Origin of the sequence: Oceanicoccus sagamiensis (genome assembly GCF_002117105.1) — a bacterium.
In the GTDB taxonomy this organism is placed as follows: Bacteria; Pseudomonadota; Gammaproteobacteria; order Pseudomonadales; family Dasaniaceae; genus Oceanicoccus; species Oceanicoccus sagamiensis.
Window position 1 is genome coordinate 2,352,714 of record NZ_CP019343.1, and the last position, 19,706, is coordinate 2,372,419.

The window sequence follows — 19,706 nt, forward strand, 5'->3', positions numbered from 1 at the left end:
ACTTACCCCTAACGGTATCGTGTTCTTTGTTTCCCCGCCTTTTGTTGGCGGGGTTTATTGGTTCAGTGATTGCTGGCCTTTGTGCCTTGCAAGCTATTGGCAAGCTTCGCAATCAGGGTCATCCAGAGAGCAGGCTTGTGGCACTGGCGCTGGGCCTGCCGCTGCTTCTACTGGCGCCGGTGTTGCCGCTGCCGAAGATACCGCATTTAATGCATTGGTATCGATGGTGGACTTCTCCGTACCGGTGGCTGCCAAGGCGCGTAGATAATAGGTGGTTTTAAGACCGCTATACCAAGCCATACGGTAAGTGATATCCAGTTTCTTGCCTGAGGCGCCGGCGATATACAGATTGAGTGATTGGGCCTGGTCGATCCATTTCTGGCGTCGGCTGGCGGCATCAATAATCCAGCGTGGTTCAACTTCAAACGCTGTGGCGTACATGGCTTTTAAATCCGCAGGGATGCGGTCAATCTGCTGCACACTACCTTCGTAGTATTTAAGATCGTTAACCATGACGTTGTCCCACAGTCCACGAGCTTTTAGATCGTTAACCAGATGTGGATTAACCACGGTAAATTCACCGGAGAGGTTCGATTTTACATACAGGTTTTGGTAAGTCGGCTCGATGGATTGTGCCACGCCAGTAATATTGGCAATGGTGGCTGTGGGTGCAATGGCCATTACGTTGGAGTTACGCATACCTTTGCTTTGTACTTGAGCGCGCAGTCCTGCCCAGTCCATGGTTTGTGACTGGTCGACTTTGATATAGGCTTCGCCGCCACGTTCTTCAATCAGTTTTTGTACGGAGTCGATGGGCAAAATACCCTGGCTCCACAATGAACCGTCAAAGGTGGTATAGCTGCCGCGTTCTTCCGCCAGTTCTGAAGAAGACTTAATAGCGAAGTAGCTAATAGCTTCCATGGAGCGGTCGGCAAAGGTCACGGCATCTTCAGAGCCGTAGGCAATATGTTGTTTGTATAAAGAGTCCTGGAAACCCATTAAGCCAAGTCCAACAGGACGGTGCAGCATATTGGATTTTTCTGCCTGGCCTACGGAGTAGTAGTTGATATCGATAACGTTATCTAACATACGTACTGCGGTTTTAACGGTTTTTTCCAGTTTCTCTAAGTTAAGTCCGCCTTCTTCGGTGTGCTGGGCCAGATTAACAGAGCCCAGATTACACACTGCGATCTCATCTTTATTGGTGTTAAGAGTGATCTCAGTACACAGGTTAGACGAGTGAACCACACCAACATGCTGCTGCGGAGAGCGAATATTGCAGGGATCTTTAAAGGTGATCCAGGGGTGGCCTGTTTCAAATAACATGCCTAACATTTTGCGCCATAGTTCCTGAGCGCGAACGGTTTTAAATAGGGGGAAGTCGCCCGCCTTACAACGCGCTTCATAGGCGGTGTAAGCTTTTTCAAACGCTTCGCCGTAAAGGTCGTGCAGATCAGGAACGTCATTGGGTGAGAATAATGTCCATTCGCCATCATCAAAGACGCGCTTCATAAACAGGTCGGGAACCCAGTTGGCGGTATTCATATCGTGAGTACGGCGGCGATCATCACCGGTGTTTTTACGCAGCTCAACAAATTCTTCAATATCCATATGCCAGGTTTCAAGGTAGGCACACACTGCGCCCTTGCGCTTGCCGCCCTGGTTAACCGCAACGGCGGTATCGTTAACCACTTTCAGGAATGGCACAACGCCCTGTGACTTGCCGTTGGTACCTTTAATATAAGCACCGAGTGCGCGAACGGGAGTCCAGTCATTGCCCAGGCCACCAGCCCATTTGGATAACATGGCATTGTCCTGAATCGCACCGTAAATACCGTGCAGGTCATCGGGTACGGTGGTCAGATAGCAAGAGGATAATTGTGGGCGCAAGGTACCGGCATTAAATAGTGTCGGTGTTGAGCTCATATAGTCGAAGGAGCTAAGTAGGCGATAAAACTCAATCGCACGCTCTTCCCGGTTCTCTTCGCGGTGAGCAAGGCCCATAGCAACACGCATAAAGAAAATCTGTGGTAATTCAATACGCACTTCATTGCTATGAATAAAGTAGCGGTCATATAAGGTTTGCAGACCCAGGTAGTTAAACTGTAAGTCGCGAGAAGCGTCCAGAGCCTGGCCCAGTTTATCGAGGTCGTAGTCGCGCAGGTTTGGCGCCAGCAGTTCCAGTTCAATACCTTTGTCGATATAAGACACTAAAGCTTTGGGGTAGAGGGCAATCATATCCGCCTGAGTTGCACTGTTGGCAATGCCAAGGAAGGGCAGGGCTTCAGCACGCAGGTTATCAAGCAACAAACGCGATGTTGCAAACGTGTAGTTAGGCTCTTTCTCAACCAGCGTTCTGGCGGTGATCACCAAAGAGGTATTAACGTCTTTGGCCGGTACGCCGTCATAAAGGTTTTTCAGGGCTTCATCGATAATGTGCTGGGCATCGACATCTTTGAGTCCGGCACAGGCTTCGCCGACAATAATTTCCATGCGGCCAAGGTCTAGTGGTGTCTGGCTGCCGTCAGGGTTGCTGACTTTGATGGTTGGGTGTGCCTTGGAGGGTTCGGCAGCGGTGTTCTCTTCACGCTGCTGGCGGCGCTCTTCACGGTAAAGCACGTAGTCGCGAGCTACCTTGTGGTCGCCGCTGCGCATCAGGGCAAGCTCAACCTGGTCCTGAATATCTTCGATATGGATCGTACCACCGGAGGGCATACGACGCTTAAACGTAGCGCTAACTTGCTGAGACAGTTTTTCTACTGTTTCGTGTATGCGTGATGAAGCAGCAGCTGTGCCACCTTCAACCGCTAAAAAGGCTTTGGTGATTGCGACAGTGATTTTACTGTCGTCATAGCTAACGACCGTGCCATTACGTTTAATAACGCGTAATTGTCCCGGAGCAGTAGCCTGTACTTCGGTGGTGGATGTTGCAGACGTATTTGTTGTTGCCGTAGGGGGTACAGCAGTGTTGTTATCATCTACTTCGGTTTGCATATTTTCTCCGGGCACTGCGGTCAGCAGTGGTTAGCTCAGCGTATTTTAAGGTTTTATTAGTGAGGTGAGACTAACAAGATGGCCGACAGCTTAAGCAGGTGTGCATAACTTGCCCAGCCCGCTAAAAATCCGTAGGTATAAATACCTACTCTGGCGATCTTTTTTAATCCACGTACATACTCAGGAGTGCTTCCAATAGAGTGCAGGCTTTGCTGCAAAAACACGGCTTTTCTGTCTTATCCCCTCTGTTCTTCTAGTTGCATTTGTGAGTGAGTACTAACTCTGATGGTGCTTTGGTTAGCTTTCTTATCGTTCTCAGTGCAGCTGTACCCCTATATATTGGGGTTGGTGAAAAACTTTATACAAGATAATGCGGTTTTGGGGTTAATGCAAGGGTAAAGTTCTGAGGACAAACTGTGGATAAAGTGTGGGTAAAGGGCTCTGTCTGTGACCACTAACCTGCAAACTCAGGAATGGTAATAATTCATAGAAAACAAGGGCTAACAAATCATTTTTTAACCGCTAAAAATATTTTCTTATAACTAAAGATATTGATATGCGCTTAAGTTATGTCTGTTTTTATTGTTGGTTATTTGTCCGGCAGAAAGGCGATCAGGTGCTCTACTTCGGCCTGGATATTCAGTGTATCGCCCACGGAATAATCGTGGTGACTGGGGAATAAAGATTCCACCAAACTACCGGTTGGCAATTGCAGGGTGTAGAGCGTGGCGCTGCCGGAAAACACTTTTTTTACCACCGTGCTGCTGATGCCATTATCGGGGTTGAGCACAATATCGTCTGGCCGCACTAACACGTCAACGGGGGTATTCGCTGGCCAGTCATAACTGCGGTTGCCGGTCATCACACCGAGCTCGGTTTTAATACGGTGCTGGTCAATGCTCATGCCTGGCAACAGGCCGCCCTGGCCAATAAAGTTTGCGACAAAGCGGTTGCAGGGTTCGTGGTAGAGATTAAAGGGGGTGTCCCACTGTTGCAGTCGGCCGTTGTGCAGCAGCCCAATCCGGTCGCCAAAGGCAAAGGCCTCTTCCTGGTCGTGGGTGACCAGGATCGCGCTGGTGCCTACTTCTTTGAGAATATCTCGTACTTCTAAATTGAGGTGACGGCGAAGGTCGACATCAAGGTTGGAAAAAGGCTCGTCCAATAATAGCAGGCGCGGGTTGGGAGCCAGAGCCCGGGCCAGTGCCACGCGCTGTTGCTGGCCGCCAGAAAGTTCATGGGGGAAGCGTTGGGCAATGGACTCTAATTGAATCAGGTCCAATAGGCTGTCGACGATTTCATTCTGTTCCAGCAGTGGTGATTTTTGAATGCCAAAACGGATATTGTCGCCAACGGTGAGGTGTGGAAATAGCGCATAGTCTTGAAACACCATGCCAATCTGCCGTTGCTCGGGTTCAAGTTGAAAGCTATGGTTACTCAGCAGCTGGTCGCCCAGGGTAATGGTACCGCTGGTCAGCGGTTGAAACCCGGCGATGGCGCGTAATGCGGTGGTTTTGCCGCAGCCGCTGGGGCCTAGCAGGCAGCAGATATCACCGTCATTCACATCGAAGCTGACACCGTCAAGTACCGCCTGGCTGCCGTACTGGCACTGGATGCTATCAACTTTTAGCAAGGTATCGGTCCTTATTGAGTCAGCAGTAATTCCATTAAGGCTTTTTGTGCATGTAAGCGGTTTTCGGCTTCATCCCAAATAACGGTATCAGGGTGGTCCATCAGTTCGGCGCTGATTTCTTCACCGCGGTGGGCAGGCAGGCAGTGCATATATAAGGCATCGCTGGCTGCTACCGAGAGTAGCTGGTCATTTAATTGATAGCCGGTAAAGAGTTTTATGCGTTCGGCTTGCTGATCTTCTTGGCCCATGGATGCCCAGACATCAGTGACTAGCAGATGTGAGTCTTTAGCTGCGGCCACAGGGTCGCGAACAATGCTGACGCGATCTTTGTTGGCCTTGATTAAATCGCTGTTAGGATCAAACCCTTCCGGGCAGGCGATACGCAGTTCGAAGTCAAATTGTCGGGCCGCATTAATATAAGACTGACACATATTATTGCCATCACCAATCCAGGTCACTGTTTTGCCCTGGATGCTGCCTCTGTGTTCGGTAAAGGTTTGCATATCAGCCAGTAGTTGGCAGGGGTGATAGTCGTCGGTAAGTGCGTTAATCACCGGGACCTTTGAGTTTTGGGCAAAACGCTCGATAATTTCATGGCCAAAGGTACGGATCATAATAATATCCGTCATTGACGATAGCACTCTGGCGCTATCTTCTATCGGTTCGCCGCGGCCCAATTGGGTATCTCGGGGCGAAAGAAACATGGCGTGACCGCCAAATTGCGCCATCCCCGCTTCAAAGGAAACCCGGGTGCGGGTGGAGGATTTTTCAAACACCATGCCCAGCACTTTATTTTTAAACGGGTCGTTATGGCCGCCATTGGCCAGCTCGGCTTTCAGGGCAATCGCTCGAGTAATCAAGTTGTTTAACTCGGTGGGCGATAAATCCAATAGTGTTAAAAAGTGTCTAGTAGCCATGAGGTTTGTTCTATTTGTAAGCGTTTAAAGTAAAATGCAGTTGCATTGCCCGTTATCCAATGGACCCTGTCAGGAATGAGACACTGCAAACTGGTTAATAATATCGACAACCGATGCCAGCAGAATCTCTGCCTGTGCCTGGTTAATAATTAAAGGGGGCAACAGGCGGATAACATTGCCAGCGGTAACATTAATTAAAATACCTTTATCCCGTGCCAGGCTAACCAGGTCAGCGCAGGGTTGCGTCAGTTCGATGCCAATCATCAAGCCCTGGCCGCGAATGTCTTTAATAATGGCCTGCTCGCTCAGTTGTTCCTTAAAGCCTTCTACTAGCCATTTCCCCAGCTTGTCGGCATTGTCACACAATTGCTGCTCCGCGATGGTGTCAACCACAGCTTGCGCGGCGGCACAAACCAAAGGATTACCGCCATAGGTGGAGCCGTGATTACCGGGCCCTAATGTGTTGGCGGCTTTGCCCTGTGCCAGACAGGCGCCAATCGGTAAGCCATTGCCCAGCCCTTTAGCCGTGGTGACGACGTCAGGCAGTAGTGGGTGGTGTTGGTAGGCGAAGTACTTGCCGGTACGGCCATTCCCTGTTTGCACTTCGTCCAGCATCATAAGCCAGTGTTGCTGGTCGCAGAGTGCACGTAGCTCAGTCATAAAGTTTTCAGGCAGCATATTAACGCCGCCTTCGCCCTGAATCGGTTCGAGCAACACTGCCACGACATTGCTATTGTTTTGTGCAATATTTTCCAGAGCTTTAATATCGCCATAGGGGGCGCGCAGAAAGCCGCCGACCAGCGGTTCAAAGCCAGCCTGAATTTTGCGGTTGCCTGAAGCGGTAAGAGTTGCCATGGTGCGGCCGTGGAAGGCGTTGTCCATCACCACGATTTGCGGCAGATCGATACCGTTATTATGGCCGTAAAGACGGGCAATTTTGATCGCCGCTTCGTTGGCTTCTGCCCCTGAATTACCAAAGAATACCGACTCCATACCCGACACTGCGCAGAGCGACTGGGCTAATTGCTGCTGGCGTTCGATACCGTATAAGTTGGAGGTATGAATCAGTCGGTCAGCCTGGGTTTTGATGGCTTCAGTCACGGCGGGGTGCGAGTGCCCGAGTGCATTGACACCGATGCCGCTAATAGCATCCAGATATTCGTGGCCTGCCTGGTCATAGAGGTAGACATTTTTGCCATGGCTAAAGCTCACCGAGGGCTGGCCATAGGTATTCATAACAGCTGTCACTGTTTTATCCTTTCATAGTTACCGGTTGGCGTGATTGGATTAAGCGCCAAAAACGCAAAAAGGCAGCTAGAGCTGCCTGATTTAAGGGCTAATAGTATAGCGCCAATCGCAGTTTGGCAATTATTCTCTCGACAATACATCGAGGGCAATGCCCCATAGCTGCTGGGGTTTTCCGGCTTTGCTGTTGTTGCTGAGAGGGATTGGCCGGATCGTGAATAAATCAGACTAATTTAGTGGGGCAATAGGGCGCAAATCACGGTACAATGCGGTCAAATTATTAAGTTCAAATTTTTAAGTTAAGGTATACGTGATGGACATAACGGAAACAATCAAAGATCAAATTGAGAGCAACCCCATTATTCTTTATATGAAAGGTTCTCCCAACCAACCTCAGTGTGGTTTTTCAGCCCGTACCGTACAGTCATTGATGTCTTGCGGTGAGCGCTTTGCCTTTGTTGATATTTTATCCAACCCGGAAATTCGCGCTAATCTGCCCGCTTATGCCAATTGGCCAACTTTCCCCCAGTTGTGGGTAGCGGGTGAGTTGGTTGGTGGCTGCGATATCGTTTGTGAGATGTTTGACAAAGGTGAGCTGCAAACGTTGATCAAAGAGACGGCTGCTGCAACGGCCGAGTAAGGCCTGGCAATATGCTGAGAGGCATTGCTAGCTGATAGCGTAGGCATCATTGATTCAGCCGCTTAATTTATTAAACCGCCTCAGGGCGGTTTTTTTGTAGGTGTAATTTGTATATAAACGTTATTGCAAATCATTATCATTTAGAATAACATTCCCGCATTGTATTAATGTATCAGGGGATTTAGTTTTGTTAATAACGAAGAGCAAACCTTTCGGCTTATTGCTGGCTCTGGCAACAGCTTCAGTTGCCGCCGATTCAAAGAGTGAGAGTAGTCGTGTAAAGGCTGAAAAGGCCTCGCAAGTATCATTAGAACAAGTAGTGATTATTGGCTCCAAAGATGAAGCCAGAACTATGTCGGGTTCAGCGTTTGTGATTGATGAAGTTGAGCTGGAAAAATTTGAGTACACCGATATTCATCGTATTCTACGCCAGGTACCGGGTGTCTATGTTCAGCAGGAAGAGGGCTACGGTCTGCGCCCGAATATCGGTATTCGTGGTGCCGGTGGCAGCCGCTCTGAAAAAATCACCCTGATGGAAGATGGTGTGCTGATTGCCCCCGCGCCTTACTCAGGCCCTTCGGCTTACTACTTTCCTACGACTGGCCGAATGACGGCAGTTGAAGTATTAAAAGGCCCGGAAACATTAAAGCAGGGCCCCTATACCGTTGGCGGTGCCGTTAACTTAATCTCTACCCCCATTCCAAAACAGGCCGAAGGTCTGGTACAGGTAGAGATTGGTAATGATGGCGAAGACCGACTGCATGCCTGGTACGGCGATAGTACTGAGCAGTTAGGCTGGTTACTGGAAACGCATCAGCACAATGCCGATGGTTTTAAAAGTATTGACCGCTCTAATACGGATACAGGGTTGGATAAAGAAGATTATCTGGCCAAGTTGCGCTTGAATACACCTGAGGGTGAAGGTTTGTACAATCAGGTTGATATCAAACTGCAATACTCTACCGAAAAATCCAACCAAAGTTATTTGGGCTTAACCGATGCTGACTTTGATCGCGATTCAAACCGTCGCTATGGTTTAAGTGAGTTGGATCAGATGGATAACGAGCATGCCTCGGCAACCGTTAGCCACTTGATTGCTTTTAATGATGAGCTGTCCTTAAAAACTACCGCTTATTACAATGACTTCGAACGTGATTGGTATAAGTTAAGTGGTGGCGGTAAATATATTGAGGCAGCCAATACGGGTGATGCGATAGCTCAGGGCATTCTTGATGGCACGGAAGATGTTGATGGCCTCAAGGTAAAGCATAATGCGCGTCAGTATGAATCTTACGGTTTACAAAGTGAGTTGAGCTGGCAGGTAGCTTTTGTCGGTATGGACCACGATTTGGATTTTGGTGTGCGCTGGCATGAAGACGAAGTTGATCGTTTCCAGCCAACGGATATTTTTAATCAGGTAAACGGTAGTTTGGTTTACGACTCTACCGATCTGCCAAGTTCTTCTAATAACCGCGTCGAAGAAGGCGAAGCGCTTTCTTTATATATCATGGACCATATCTCTGTAAATGAGCAGCTGGATATCACTGCGGGTATTCGTTATGAAGATATCGATACTGAACAAAAACGTTATAGTGATGTCGACCGTAGCTCGTCTACCGTCACGGCAGAAAACAGCACTAGCGAAACCTTGTTGGCATTAGGTGCCACCTATCAGCTAAATCAGCAGTGGGGCTTATTGGCCGGTGTTCATCAGGGCTTTGCACCAGCCAGTGCTGGTTCAGAAGATGTTGACCCCGAAGAGAGCACCAACTATGAAGCGGGTGTGCGTTTTACTGAAGAGAACTTATTTGTAGAAGCGATTTACTTTTTCAGTGATTACGAAAACTCCGTCCAATATTGTACTGTGGCAAACCCCTGTGACGGCCAAACTTCAGGCAGTATTAGCCAGGGCGAGGCTGAAATCGAAGGCTTGGAATTCCTGGTCAATTACGACTTTGCCGGTCAGGCAGCCTATAGTATTCCGGTGAGCTTTACCTACACCTATACAGATACTGAAATCACCAGCAGTAGTGACGATGGCGATTTTCTCAAGGGTGATTCTTTGACGGATATTCCTGAAAACCAGTGGGCAGCTTCCATTGGTTATGTCGCAGCTTCTGGTTGGGATACCTACTTGAATGCCAGTTATACGGATGAAACCTGCATTGATAACACCTGTGACCGTTCCGGTGTTGATGACAGATTCTTAACCACCGATGACCTGCTGGTATTTGACCTGTCTGCAAGCATGCCGCTTAACGCTCAGGCCCGTGTTTATGCCAAGGTTGATAACCTGTTGGATGATCAGGAAATTGTTTCCCGCAAGCCAGATGGTGCCCGTGCTAATAAGCCGCGCACCTTCTATGTGGGCGTTAAAGTTAGCTTCTAAGGGGCTATTCCCCTCCTCAACCCGTCATTGGTGTGCCATGGCGGGTTTTTTTATGCTCATAGAAGGCATCTTATCGGGCATTGCTGCTGTGTTATAAAATCAATTGTGCTATAAAAAGCAATGATTTCAGCAGCATAACCAATAACAAGCAATAAAGGTGTAGCGCATTAGTATCAATGTCCCTGGTTACCGTGTGATTCGTCCCCTTGGACGAGGCGGCATGGCAACCGTATATTTGGCTATTCAGGAGAATTTTCAGCGCGAGGTGGCGTTGAAAATCATGGCGCCTGCTTTATCTGAAGAGAGCACTTTTAGTGAGCGGTTTTTGCGTGAGGCGCGGATTGTCAGCCGTTTGGTGCATCCACATATTGTCACCGTTCACGATGTGGGTATTGAAAATGGTCACCACTATTTATCCATGGAGTATATTGAGGGCCATGATTTAAAGGAGCGGCTGCCCAGTCTTAATGGCGAGCAATTATTTCGAGTATTAAAAGAAGTGGCCATGGCGCTGGATTATGCTGGCCGCAAAGGCTATGTCCACCGCGATGTAAAGCCTGAAAATATTATGATTCACAATATTGATGGCCGCGCGGTATTGATGGACTTTGGTATTGCCCGAGCTGCCGATTCCGTTAGCACCATGACGAGAACCGGCACCGCTCTGGGTACCCCTCATTATATGAGCCCTGAGCAGGCCAGAGGTGATGCGATTGATGGCCGTTCCGACCTCTACAGTATGGGGGTGCTGTTTTACTATATGCTAACCGGGCGGGTGCCCTATGAAGCGGATTCGCCAGTAGCGGTGGGTATTAAGCATGTTTCTGCGGCGCTGCCCAAGTTACCGCAAGAGCTTTCCAGCTATCAACATTTGCTTGATAAGCTGATGGCAAAAAAACCGGAAGATCGCTACCGCAATGGTCAGGAGTTAGTGGCGGCTTTGCAGCGAGCAGATGCCTCCCTTATTGATAAGCACAGGCCCCAGGAGGGGTTTGAGTATTTGGGCAGTCATGAACATACGCCATTGCGTAGTGATCAGGTCAAAGTCGTTGTGCCTGAGCGAAACTCTGCCGATAGCAGTGCAGAGACTGGCGAGATGCAGGCCATGGCATCCTCTGCTTCACTGGCGACACCACAGCCAGGAGAGCCCCTGCATATCCCCAAAGAAGATTTAGACAATCGCCCGGAGCCAAAGCGGGGCTCCTTAGTGGCGGTGGCAGCCTCGGTGTCGCTGGCACTGGTGTGTGGTGCAGCTTATTATTTTTACCAGCAATCGGCTGGCGATGATAAAGCGGTTCCCATGCAAAGCCAGACAATCAAGCCCCAAACGGCCCCAGCGCCGCTACCTGCCAAAGTCAGTGAACCTGTTGAAAAAGCCATAGCCGCCAAGCCTGTTACTCCAGCCCCTATACCCGCGCCGGTAGCCGCGGAGCAAACAGACGTGGTTGTTGAGGAGGTGGTGGTTGAGGAAGTCGTTGATAATGCGCCTGCGGTCGCACCCGCAAAGCCAGCCGAGCCGATTCAGTCGGGTGAACGGTCGGTGGCCGAGTTATTAAGTCAGGCCGCATCGCTGGATAAGCAGCCGGGAAAAATAGCTGAGCAGGTTGAACTGTATCGCCAGGTTCTGTCCTTGCAAGCGGATAACGATACGGCTCAGGCAGCTTTAGCTAGCGTCAAAAGTCAGGGGCTGCTTAATGCGCAGCAGGCCGCCGATGCAGGGGAATATCAGACCGCTCAGCAGCAGCTTGATTCAGTAACAGCTATTTTCCCCGAGTTAGTCGATACCGAACAATACCAGCAACTGTCTCAGCAGTTAGCTCAGGCTCAAACGCTGGCTACGTTATTCGCGCAGGCTGATGAGCATTTCGACCGCGATCGCTTAATTAAGCCTGAGGGCAATAACGCCAAAGAAACCTTTGAGCAGATTCTGGAGATTGACCCTGACAGCACGGCGGCAAGGCAGGGGCTGAAAAAAATTACCGATCGCTATCTGGTGTTAGCTGAGTCATCCCGCAAGAAGCGGGCATACCGTAATGCGCAGTCGATGGTTGATAATGGCTTAAGCGTTGAGCCGGAGAATGCCGCACTATTAGCGCTGCAAGAAACCTTAAGCGCTGAATTAAAATTAGAACAGGATGTTCAGGCCTTATTGGCTTTGGGTGATGAGCTTGCGCAACAGGAGAAATGGTTTAGCACTGACCAGGATGCCGCGGTGAAAAAATATTTGGATGTGCTGGCAATGCAGCCGGGCCGCTCTGAGGCGCAAACTAAAATTGCCGCAGCGGTTGATGAGTTTGTCACGGATGTGAATGGTTTAATTGCGGTTAAAGATTATGATATTGCGGCGGAGCAGGTTGCTCTAGCCATGCGCTTATTACCGAATAATGAAAAGTTAAAATCCACGGTGTTAGTGCTGGAGAGTATTAAGCCCCTAATCGATGGCTTGGTGTTATCGGGTGTGGCCATTGCTGATCAAGACGCGCCAACTGAGAGCAGTATTCGTGCTGACCGTACTTTGCATCTGTCTTTTCGGTACCAGAACCTTGAAAATCCAACCACAGTATTCCAGGCTGTGTTGTTTGATGGTGGCCGTTCTGTCCAGATAGCTGGCGTGCCGGTGGTGGTGGTCGGCGAAGAGGGGTACACTCAGTTCCGAATGGATCGCCCAGTAGAAGGCTTTGCCGATGGCGGTTATCATCTCGATATTATGCTGGCGGGTGAGACTATATTTACCTACGGTTTTGTGATCAGCAAATAATGTATCTTAGATAACAATCGACTCTAATAATTAAGGAGAAAATTATGTTGAGAGTAAGCTTACTGATGTCAGTGATGGTGCTGGCTTTGTGGGGCTGCCAGGCACCGCCGGATTTAAAAAAGCTGCAAGATGAAAACGGTGCTTTAGAACAGCAGTTGGGCCAGGCTAATCGTGATATTAGCAAACTAAAGGCCGACAAAGTCCTGTTGCAGCAAGATGTTGCAGAACTCAATCGCGTAGTCAGTGTGTTAGGGCAAGAGAAAAATTCCCGGGTAACAGAGTCCACTAATCTGCGGGGTGAAGTGCGCCAGTTTGTGCAAGCCCGTATTGATAGTTTAAAGACTTTCCTCTTAGCCAGTGATTTACTGGATTATATTGGCGGTGAGTTGGTTGAGCGTTCCAATGTAGATAAGCAGCCGCTGTTGTTGGTTGATCTTTATAATAAAGTACCTCGCAATGGCACCTTGACCGGTGTTGGGGGCTATTTCCAGGCTACAGGTAATATATCGGTTAAAGTGTTACGTCCTATTGCTGGCAACCTGGTTGTTGTTTGGGCCAGCCAGCCTATTGCAGTACCTGAGCGTGGCGTTCAGCGCTTGACCTTCCCGGTGACTGTTGGGGTAGAAAAAGGCGATCTGCTTGCCTACCACTTGGGTTCAGTGGGGATGGTTGGTTTTGATACGGGTACGGGTGACACCCGTTACCTGAATGATGATGTGATGGTGGGAGCTAGCTTAAAGCCCTCTTCATTACAGGGTGAAAATGACAAACGGGCCTACTCTATGGGTGTGTTTGGTTTGTTAAATTCCCTCTGATTGGCAGCGCCATTCCCGTTGCGGGAATGGCGTTATTTACCTGAATGTACCAGCCCTACAGAGCTTGTTAACTCATCTGGCTCTGTTGATAGTTTTGCAAGCCAACCCGGTCAATCAAGCCTAGCTGCGTTTCCAGCCAATCGATATGCTCTTCCTCTGACTCCATAATATCCTGGAATAAATCCCGGCTGACATAGTCGCCAATTGATTCGCAGTAGCCAACGGCGTCTTTTAAATCTTTGTGAGCAATCATTTCCAGTTTCAGGTCACACTCCAGCATTTCCTGGGTGTTTTCACCGATCAATAGTTTGCCAAGGTCTTGCAGGTTGGGTAGGCCTTCGAGAAACAGGATACGCTCGATCAGGCTATCGGCATGCTTCATTTCATCAATGGATTCGTGATATTCGTGGTCCCCCAGGTCTTTTAGGCCCCAGTCTTTATACATTCTTGAGTGCAGGAAGTATTGGTTGATCGCAACCAGTTCATTGCCTAATACGGTGTTGAGGTATTCAATAACCTTGGCGTCGCCTTTCATGGTCTATCTCCGGGGTAAGTGGATCCGTGGTTTAGGCCAAGTGTGTGCCAGCAATGCAGGGCTGTCAATGCTAAGTTATTGATTTTGAAAAGATAAAAATAGAAATAAAAGTTATTCTCACTCGCACTTGCATCTTAAGGGAGTGATTTAATCAAATAGAAGAGGGGGATTAGCTGACAGCGTAGAAAAGCTGCTCATTATCGACATTGCGCTCAACGCTTTCATCGAAAACCTCGCGGGCGAGGATGCCACATTTGCCACACTGGGATGCAAGGTTCAATTCTTTGCGGACCTGACCAAACTGGGTAGCGCCATTGGCAACCGCTTCGCGGATTTGGCTGTCAGTAACGGCTTTGCATAAACAGATGTACATGGCGGCTCGGGTTCTTGTGGGTCAGTCATTAATGTGAAAAGAATGTTAAGTTAAATGAGAATCATTGTCAATATCATTTAGATGTATTATTACCGCGACAACGAGCCTAGTTTGCACGATAAACAATCAATGAATATTGATATCAATCAATAGTTTTTGACTATTATGGCGATTTAAAAAAATCAGTGGGCTTGGGCAGGGTGGCTGTGTACTATGGCTGCCATGTTTGAACTCACCCTCGGTTGGCTTTTACCGGTCGGTTGGGGCGTTAGAATGACATTGATGTTAACTATTATTTTCCTTAATTTTTTGGAGGCTAGAAAACAATGAGTGTACTCGTTGGCAAACCCGCACCGGATTTTACTTGTAACGCAGTATTGGGTAACGGCGAAATCGTCGATAATTTTAATCTGGCAGAAACGATCAAAGGCAAAATCGGCCTGGTATTTTTCTACCCACTGGATTTCACCTTTGTTTGTCCTTCTGAATTACTGGCGGTTGATCACCGTATGGATAAATTTAAAGAGTTGGGTGTAGAGGTGATTGGTGTTTCTATCGACTCTCATTTTACCCATAACGCATGGCGTAATACGGATGTAAACAATGGTGGTATTGGTCAGGTGGGTTACACTTTGGCGGCTGATATTAATCATGATATCTGTCGCGCTTATGATGTTGAGTCTGCAGGTGGTGTTGCTTTCCGTGGCGCGTTTATTATCGATGCGGAAGGTGTGGTTCGTTCACAGACTGTGAATGATTTACCACTGGGCCGTAACTTCGACGAATTTATTCGTGTTATCGAAGCCCTTCAGTTCCACGAAGAGCATGGTGAAGTTTGCCCAGCTGGCTGGAGCAAAGGTGATAAAGGTATGACCGCGTCACCAGACGGTGTTGCTGCTTATCTTTCAGAGAATGCTGACAACTTGTAAGTTGCCACACTTCTTGTGCCGTCCTGAAATACATTGACGGTTGTTGATTAAGCCGGTTGCCATGGGTGACCGGCTTTTTTTTGTCTGTTATTTCTGCGAAGGGGGGCTGAGATAAATATCTGTAGGTGGCTAGGGGTATAGTGGTGCTGGGTCGTGAAAAAGATAGTGCTCTAAGGTGTTTGAATATTTGGGAGAAGTGAACAAATGCTTGCAGTATTGTAGGGTGGATTATAATCCACCAAACCCAGCCAAGAGTCATTCTCGGTGGATTACAATCCACCCTACTACTGGTTCAATCAACAAACTAAAAAGCAAGAAAACAGCGTATAGGTTTATTTCTGACGGTATTTAGCGCGGGAAATTAGCCAGGAAAACCGCCCAGATCCTTCCATCGGTTGACGATGAGGCAAAATAACTCTGCCGTCTTTTTTGTATCGTAGGCCGCCGAATGTGCTTCGGCATTATCAAATTCTATACCCGCTGTTTGGCAGGCTTTGGCGAGTACCGTTTGACCAAAAGCCAAACCCGACAAGGTTGCTGTATCAAATACTGAAAAGGGGTGAAACGGGTTGCGTTTGATTTGGCAGCGTTCAACCGCAGCCATTACAAAACCGTGATCAAAATGGGCGTTATGTCCTACTAGTACAGCGCGGGTGCAGTCATGGGCCTTGACCTGTTTTCTAATGGCTTGCAGTAATTCCGGAAAAACCTTTTCCTCTGCATCGGCTTCGCGAAACGGGTGGTGTGGGTCTATGCCGGTAAATTCCAATGCTGCCGGGTCCAGATTGGCACCCTCAAAAGGCACGACATTAAAGGCGTAGGTTTTATCGAGTTTAAGCAGGCCTTCGTCATCCATGGTAATGGTGGTTGCGGCTATTTCCAGCAGGGCATCGGTTTGGCTATCGAAGCCGCCGGTTTCCACATCAATGACTACCGGCAAAAAGCCGCGAAAGCGTTTTGAGAGTGGGTGTAATTCTTCTTCGTCAAAATTATCGTCAATCACGGTTTTTCCTTAGCTTGGGACAACCTGCCATTGCAGAGTTTCGCCAGCGCAAAGTGGTATCACTTGTGAGTCGCCAAGAGGCAGGCTGTCGGCAACTTTCCAGGGGGATTTTTTTAGAGTAATCGTATCGGTGTTTCTTGCCATGCCATAAAAGTCGGGGCCATTATGGCTGGCAAATTGCTCCAGCTTATCGAGTGCGCCTGCCTGCTCGAAGGCCTGGGCATAGAGCTCGATAGCGGCATAGGCGGTGTAACTGCCAGCACAGCCGCAGCTGGTTTCTTTATTGTCTTGGGTATGGGGAGCTGAGTCGGTCCCCAGAAAGAATTTGCTGCTGCCACTGGTGGCTGCTTCAATTAGTGCCTGCTGGTGGATATTGCGTTTTAATATCGGCAAGCAGTAATAGTGCGGGCGAATTCCACCTACCAGCATATCATTGCGATTATAAAGCAGGTGGTGGGCGGTAATGGTTGCGGCAACATTCTGCCCGGCCCCAGCGACAAAGTCAGCGGCATCTTTGGTGGTGATATGTTCCAGTACCATCGGCAATTCAGGGAAGTCGTTGGCTAGCTGTCTCAGGGTCCGGTCAATAAAAACCTTCTCGCGGTCAAAAATATCAATCTCATGGTCGGTGACTTCACCGTGTAATAAAAATCGCAGGCCTTCCTGTTGCATGGCTTCAAGGGCCGGGTAGATAGTGTTGATATCGGTAACGCCGGAGTCTGAATTGGTTGTCGCCCCCGCGGGGTAAAGTTTGCAGGCTACTACGCCAGCGGCTTTTGCCTGGCGAATATCCTCGGCAGTGGTATTGTCCGTCAGGTAAATTACCATCAGTGGCTCCACCTGACGCGGGCAATCTTGCTGGGCGGCCATAATACGCTCGCGATAAGCGCTGGCTTGGGCGCCGTTACTGACCGGAGGTACTAGATTGGGCATCACAATGGTGCGGCCAAAATACCGGGCCATAGCGGGTACTGTGTGAGTTAGTGCTTGCTCATCTCGCAGATGAACATGCCAGTCGTCTGGACGAGTGAGGGTGAGTTCTGTTGAGGTCATGGGTCGCTTCTATTCAATGCAGGGAATGCTGGCCACTGGGCGCTGAGCGTGCATGCTACCGGATTCGACGCAGGGTTTAAAGAAATAGGCAGATTTGCCGATAACGGCTTAGTGATAGATTAGTAGTGGGGGTTCGCCATGAGTCGTTTATATTTGCATCTAATGTTAGGCCTGTTAATCAGTGGTTGGGCCTTGTCTGCCCATGCGCTGCGTTTGGGGCCAGGCATGAATCATGCTGAATGGCGGCTGGAGCTTTCCCCGTTTGAGTGCAAAATGTGGCAGCCGCTGCCTTATTTCGGCGATGCAGTATTCTCTAATCGCGCCGGTGAAGAGCAAAAGTTTTATCTGGCTCCCACCCGTAAAGCCATGAAGGCGGGCGAGGCCAGATTGGTCTCGACGCCTCCGGTTTGGGATGAAACCCGCCGCAGCCTGGATATGGGGATTGTTAAGGTACACCCGAACAAGCCCTCTATCTCGCTGGGTAAAAAGCGTTCTACCCAGCTATTAAATGAACTGTATGATGGTATGTCGCCGGTCTTTTCTCGCCCCTCCTGGTATGCGGAGGATGAAGATATTGAAGTCTTTCTATCGTCGATTAATTTCCGTAAGGCCTATGATCAATACCGGGGCTGTCTGGCGGCCTTGCTGCCGGTCAACTTTGACCAGATTAACCGCTCGAGAATCCACTTCCCCACTGCAAAGTATGAGTTAACCCGGGCATCCAAAACCCAGTTAGATCATGTGGTGCAGTATGTGAAGGCCGACCCTTCCGTCACCAGCTTCTTTATTGATGGCCATACCGACAATGTTGGGCGTCGGCTCTATAACCTTGATCTGTCGAAGCGTCGGGCGGAAGCGGTGACCAATTATCTGGTGGCCAACGGGGTGGACGAGGCCATCATAACGACCCGTTATCACGGCGAGCGCTATCCTTTGGTTAGCAATAGCAGTGGTAAAAACCGCTCGTCCAATCGGCGGGTGACCATCCGTCTGGAGCGGGAAGGGCTCTGATTACCCCTTTATTGACCGATGACGGGCCTGAATTGTCCCAAGCCCGTCTGTCACCACTCGCCTTCTGCGACAAACCCCAGTAGAATAGCCGCCCTCAAAACCCCCTAGAACCCTCTTTTACAGCGTGTGTGGAGATTTTCATGTCTGATATCAACAAAGTCGTTTTGGCCTATTCCGGTGGTCTGGATACTTCCGTTATTGTCCGTTGGTTGCAAGATACCTATAACTGCGAGGTGGTGACCTTTACCGCCGATATTGGCCAGGGGGAAGAAGTTGAGCCCGCCCGTGCCAAGGCTGAAGCGCTGGGAGTGAAGGAAATCTATATTGATGACCTGAAAGAAGAGTTTGTCCGTGACTATGTATTCCCGATGTTTCGCGCTAATACGATTTATGAAGGCGAGTACCTGCTGGGCACCTCAATTGCCCGCCCGTTAATTGCCAAGCGTCTGATCGAAATTGCTAATGAAACCGGAGCTGATGCTATTTCTCATGGTGCTACCGGTAAAGGTAATGATCAGGTGCGTTTTGAACTGGGCGCCTATGCCTTAAAGCCCGGTATTCAGGTGATTGCACCTTGGCGTGAGTGGGACCTGACTTCCCGTGAAACCTTAATGGCTTACTGTGCTGAGCGTGATATTCCGGTTGATTTTGCGGGTAGCAAGAAGAAGTCACCTTATTCAATGGATGCCAATTTGCTGCATATCTCCTACGAAGGTGGCATTCTTGAGGACCCTTGGGCAGAAGCCGAGGACGATATGTGGCGCTGGAGTGTCTCTCCTGAACAGGCCCCCGATACCCCTACCTATCTGGAATTAACCTACCGCGGTGGTGATATTGTCGCGATTGACGGTGAAGCCATGTCCCCTGCCACGGTATTGGCCTACCTTAATAAAGTGGGCGGTGCCAACGGTATTGGCCGCTTGGATATTGTTGAAAACCGCTATGTAGGTATGAAGTCTCGCGGCTGTTATGAAACCCCGGGGGGCACCATTATGATGCCGGCCCACCGTGCGATTGAGTCCATCACTCTGGACCGTGAAGTGGCGCATTTAAAAGATAGCCTGATGCCCAAATATGCAGAGCTTGTGTATAACGGCTACTGGTGGGCTCCTGAGCGTCAGATGCTGCAAACTGCTATTGATGAGTCTCAGCAGTTTGTTAATGGTGATGTCAGAGTTAAGCTCTATAAAGGCAATGTCACCGTTGTTGGCCGCCGTTCAGAGCAGTCGCTATTTGATGAAAGTATTGCGACATTTGAAGATGATGCCGGTGCTTATGACCAGCAGGACGCGGAAGGCTTTATTAAGTTGAATGCATTGCGTATGCGCATAGCGGCAAATAAGGGCCGCTCCATGTTATAAATGTGGTGAATCCCCCTTCAAAAAGGCTGCTTTCGCAGCCTTTTTTGCTATCT

Annotated in this window: 15 protein-coding genes; 7 read left to right on the forward strand and 8 right to left on the reverse strand. The window is 49.2% G+C overall.

The genetic code is table 11. From position 1 onward, the window contains the following. Window positions 1-93: 93 nt before the first annotated feature. The 4 genes from BST96_RS10720 to BST96_RS10735 form a co-directional block, all read right to left on the reverse strand. Window positions 94-2,994 (reverse strand): ribonucleoside-diphosphate reductase subunit alpha, encoded by a 2,901-nt coding sequence (locus BST96_RS10720; protein ID WP_085758703.1) that lies wholly within the window; start codon window positions 2,992-2,994, stop codon window positions 94-96. 589 nt (window positions 2,995-3,583) lie between these two features. After that, window positions 3,584-4,624 (reverse strand): ABC transporter ATP-binding protein, encoded by a 1,041-nt coding sequence (locus BST96_RS10725; RefSeq protein WP_085758704.1) that lies wholly within the window; start codon window positions 4,622-4,624, stop codon window positions 3,584-3,586. A gap of 11 nt (window positions 4,625-4,635) precedes the next feature. After that, complete coding sequence (gene argF / locus BST96_RS10730; RefSeq protein WP_085758705.1) at window positions 4,636-5,541, reverse strand: ornithine carbamoyltransferase; 906 nt, start codon at window positions 5,539-5,541, stop codon at window positions 4,636-4,638. Window positions 5,542-5,610: 69 nt separating this feature from the next. Further along, window positions 5,611-6,777: an aspartate aminotransferase family protein gene (locus BST96_RS10735; RefSeq protein WP_085760510.1), complete on the reverse strand. Its 1,167-nt coding sequence runs from the start codon at window positions 6,775-6,777 to the stop codon at window positions 5,611-5,613. Window positions 6,778-7,099: 322 nt separating this feature from the next. Between BST96_RS10735 and grxD the strand changes: the two genes are divergently transcribed. The 4 genes from grxD (at window position 7,100) to BST96_RS10755 (ending at window position 13,388) form a co-directional block, all read left to right on the forward strand. Next, window positions 7,100-7,426, forward strand: coding sequence for a Grx4 family monothiol glutaredoxin (gene grxD, locus BST96_RS10740; RefSeq protein WP_085758706.1), 327 nt, complete (start codon window positions 7,100-7,102; stop codon window positions 7,424-7,426). 187 nt (window positions 7,427-7,613) lie between these two features. After that, window positions 7,614-9,815: a TonB-dependent receptor family protein gene (locus BST96_RS10745; RefSeq protein WP_240554783.1), complete on the forward strand. Its 2,202-nt coding sequence runs from the start codon at window positions 7,614-7,616 to the stop codon at window positions 9,813-9,815. A 193-nt stretch (window positions 9,816-10,008) separates the two neighbouring features. Then, window positions 10,009-12,573 carry a serine/threonine-protein kinase gene (locus BST96_RS10750; RefSeq protein WP_276206912.1) on the forward strand — a complete coding sequence of 855 codons (2,565 nt, stop codon included), beginning with the start codon at window positions 10,009-10,011 and terminating at the stop codon, window positions 12,571-12,573. A 44-nt stretch (window positions 12,574-12,617) separates the two neighbouring features. After that, window positions 12,618-13,388, forward strand: coding sequence for a hypothetical protein (locus BST96_RS10755; protein WP_085758708.1), 771 nt, complete (start codon window positions 12,618-12,620; stop codon window positions 13,386-13,388). A 67-nt stretch (window positions 13,389-13,455) separates the two neighbouring features. On the opposite strand, the gene bfr is transcribed toward BST96_RS10755, so the two are convergent. Continuing rightward, the gene (gene bfr / locus BST96_RS10760; protein WP_085758709.1) at window positions 13,456-13,923 is read right to left on the reverse strand and encodes a bacterioferritin; all 468 of its coding nucleotides are present in this window, start codon (window positions 13,921-13,923) and stop codon (window positions 13,456-13,458) included. A 169-nt stretch (window positions 13,924-14,092) separates the two neighbouring features. Further along, on the reverse strand, window positions 14,093-14,296 hold the full coding sequence (locus BST96_RS10765) for a bacterioferritin-associated ferredoxin (RefSeq protein ID WP_085758710.1): 204 nt from the start codon (window positions 14,294-14,296) through the stop codon (window positions 14,093-14,095). A 326-nt stretch (window positions 14,297-14,622) separates the two neighbouring features. Here BST96_RS10765 and BST96_RS10770 point away from each other — a divergent pair, with 326 nt between their 5' ends. Continuing rightward, a complete protein-coding gene (locus tag BST96_RS10770) occupies window positions 14,623-15,225 on the forward strand; it encodes a peroxiredoxin (protein ID WP_085758711.1) in 603 nt (200 codons plus the stop codon). A gap of 361 nt (window positions 15,226-15,586) precedes the next feature. On the opposite strand, the gene rnt is transcribed toward BST96_RS10770, so the two are convergent. Together rnt and pyrC are read right to left on the reverse strand one after the other, a co-directional pair. Beyond that, window positions 15,587-16,228: a ribonuclease T gene (gene rnt, locus BST96_RS10775; RefSeq protein WP_085758712.1), complete on the reverse strand. Its 642-nt coding sequence runs from the start codon at window positions 16,226-16,228 to the stop codon at window positions 15,587-15,589. 9 nt (window positions 16,229-16,237) lie between these two features. Beyond that, window positions 16,238-17,281: a dihydroorotase gene (pyrC, locus tag BST96_RS10780; RefSeq protein ID WP_085758713.1), complete on the reverse strand. Its 1,044-nt coding sequence runs from the start codon at window positions 17,279-17,281 to the stop codon at window positions 16,238-16,240. Window positions 17,282-17,419: 138 nt separating this feature from the next. Here pyrC and BST96_RS10785 point away from each other — a divergent pair, with 138 nt between their 5' ends. Next, a complete protein-coding gene (locus BST96_RS10785; RefSeq protein ID WP_157117926.1) occupies window positions 17,420-18,292 on the forward strand; it encodes a flagellar protein MotY in 873 nt (290 codons plus the stop codon). Between the two features lie 140 nt (window positions 18,293-18,432). Then, on the forward strand, window positions 18,433-19,653 hold the full coding sequence (locus tag BST96_RS10790; protein WP_085758714.1) for an argininosuccinate synthase: 1,221 nt from the start codon (window positions 18,433-18,435) through the stop codon (window positions 19,651-19,653). Window positions 19,654-19,706 lie beyond the last annotated feature (53 nt).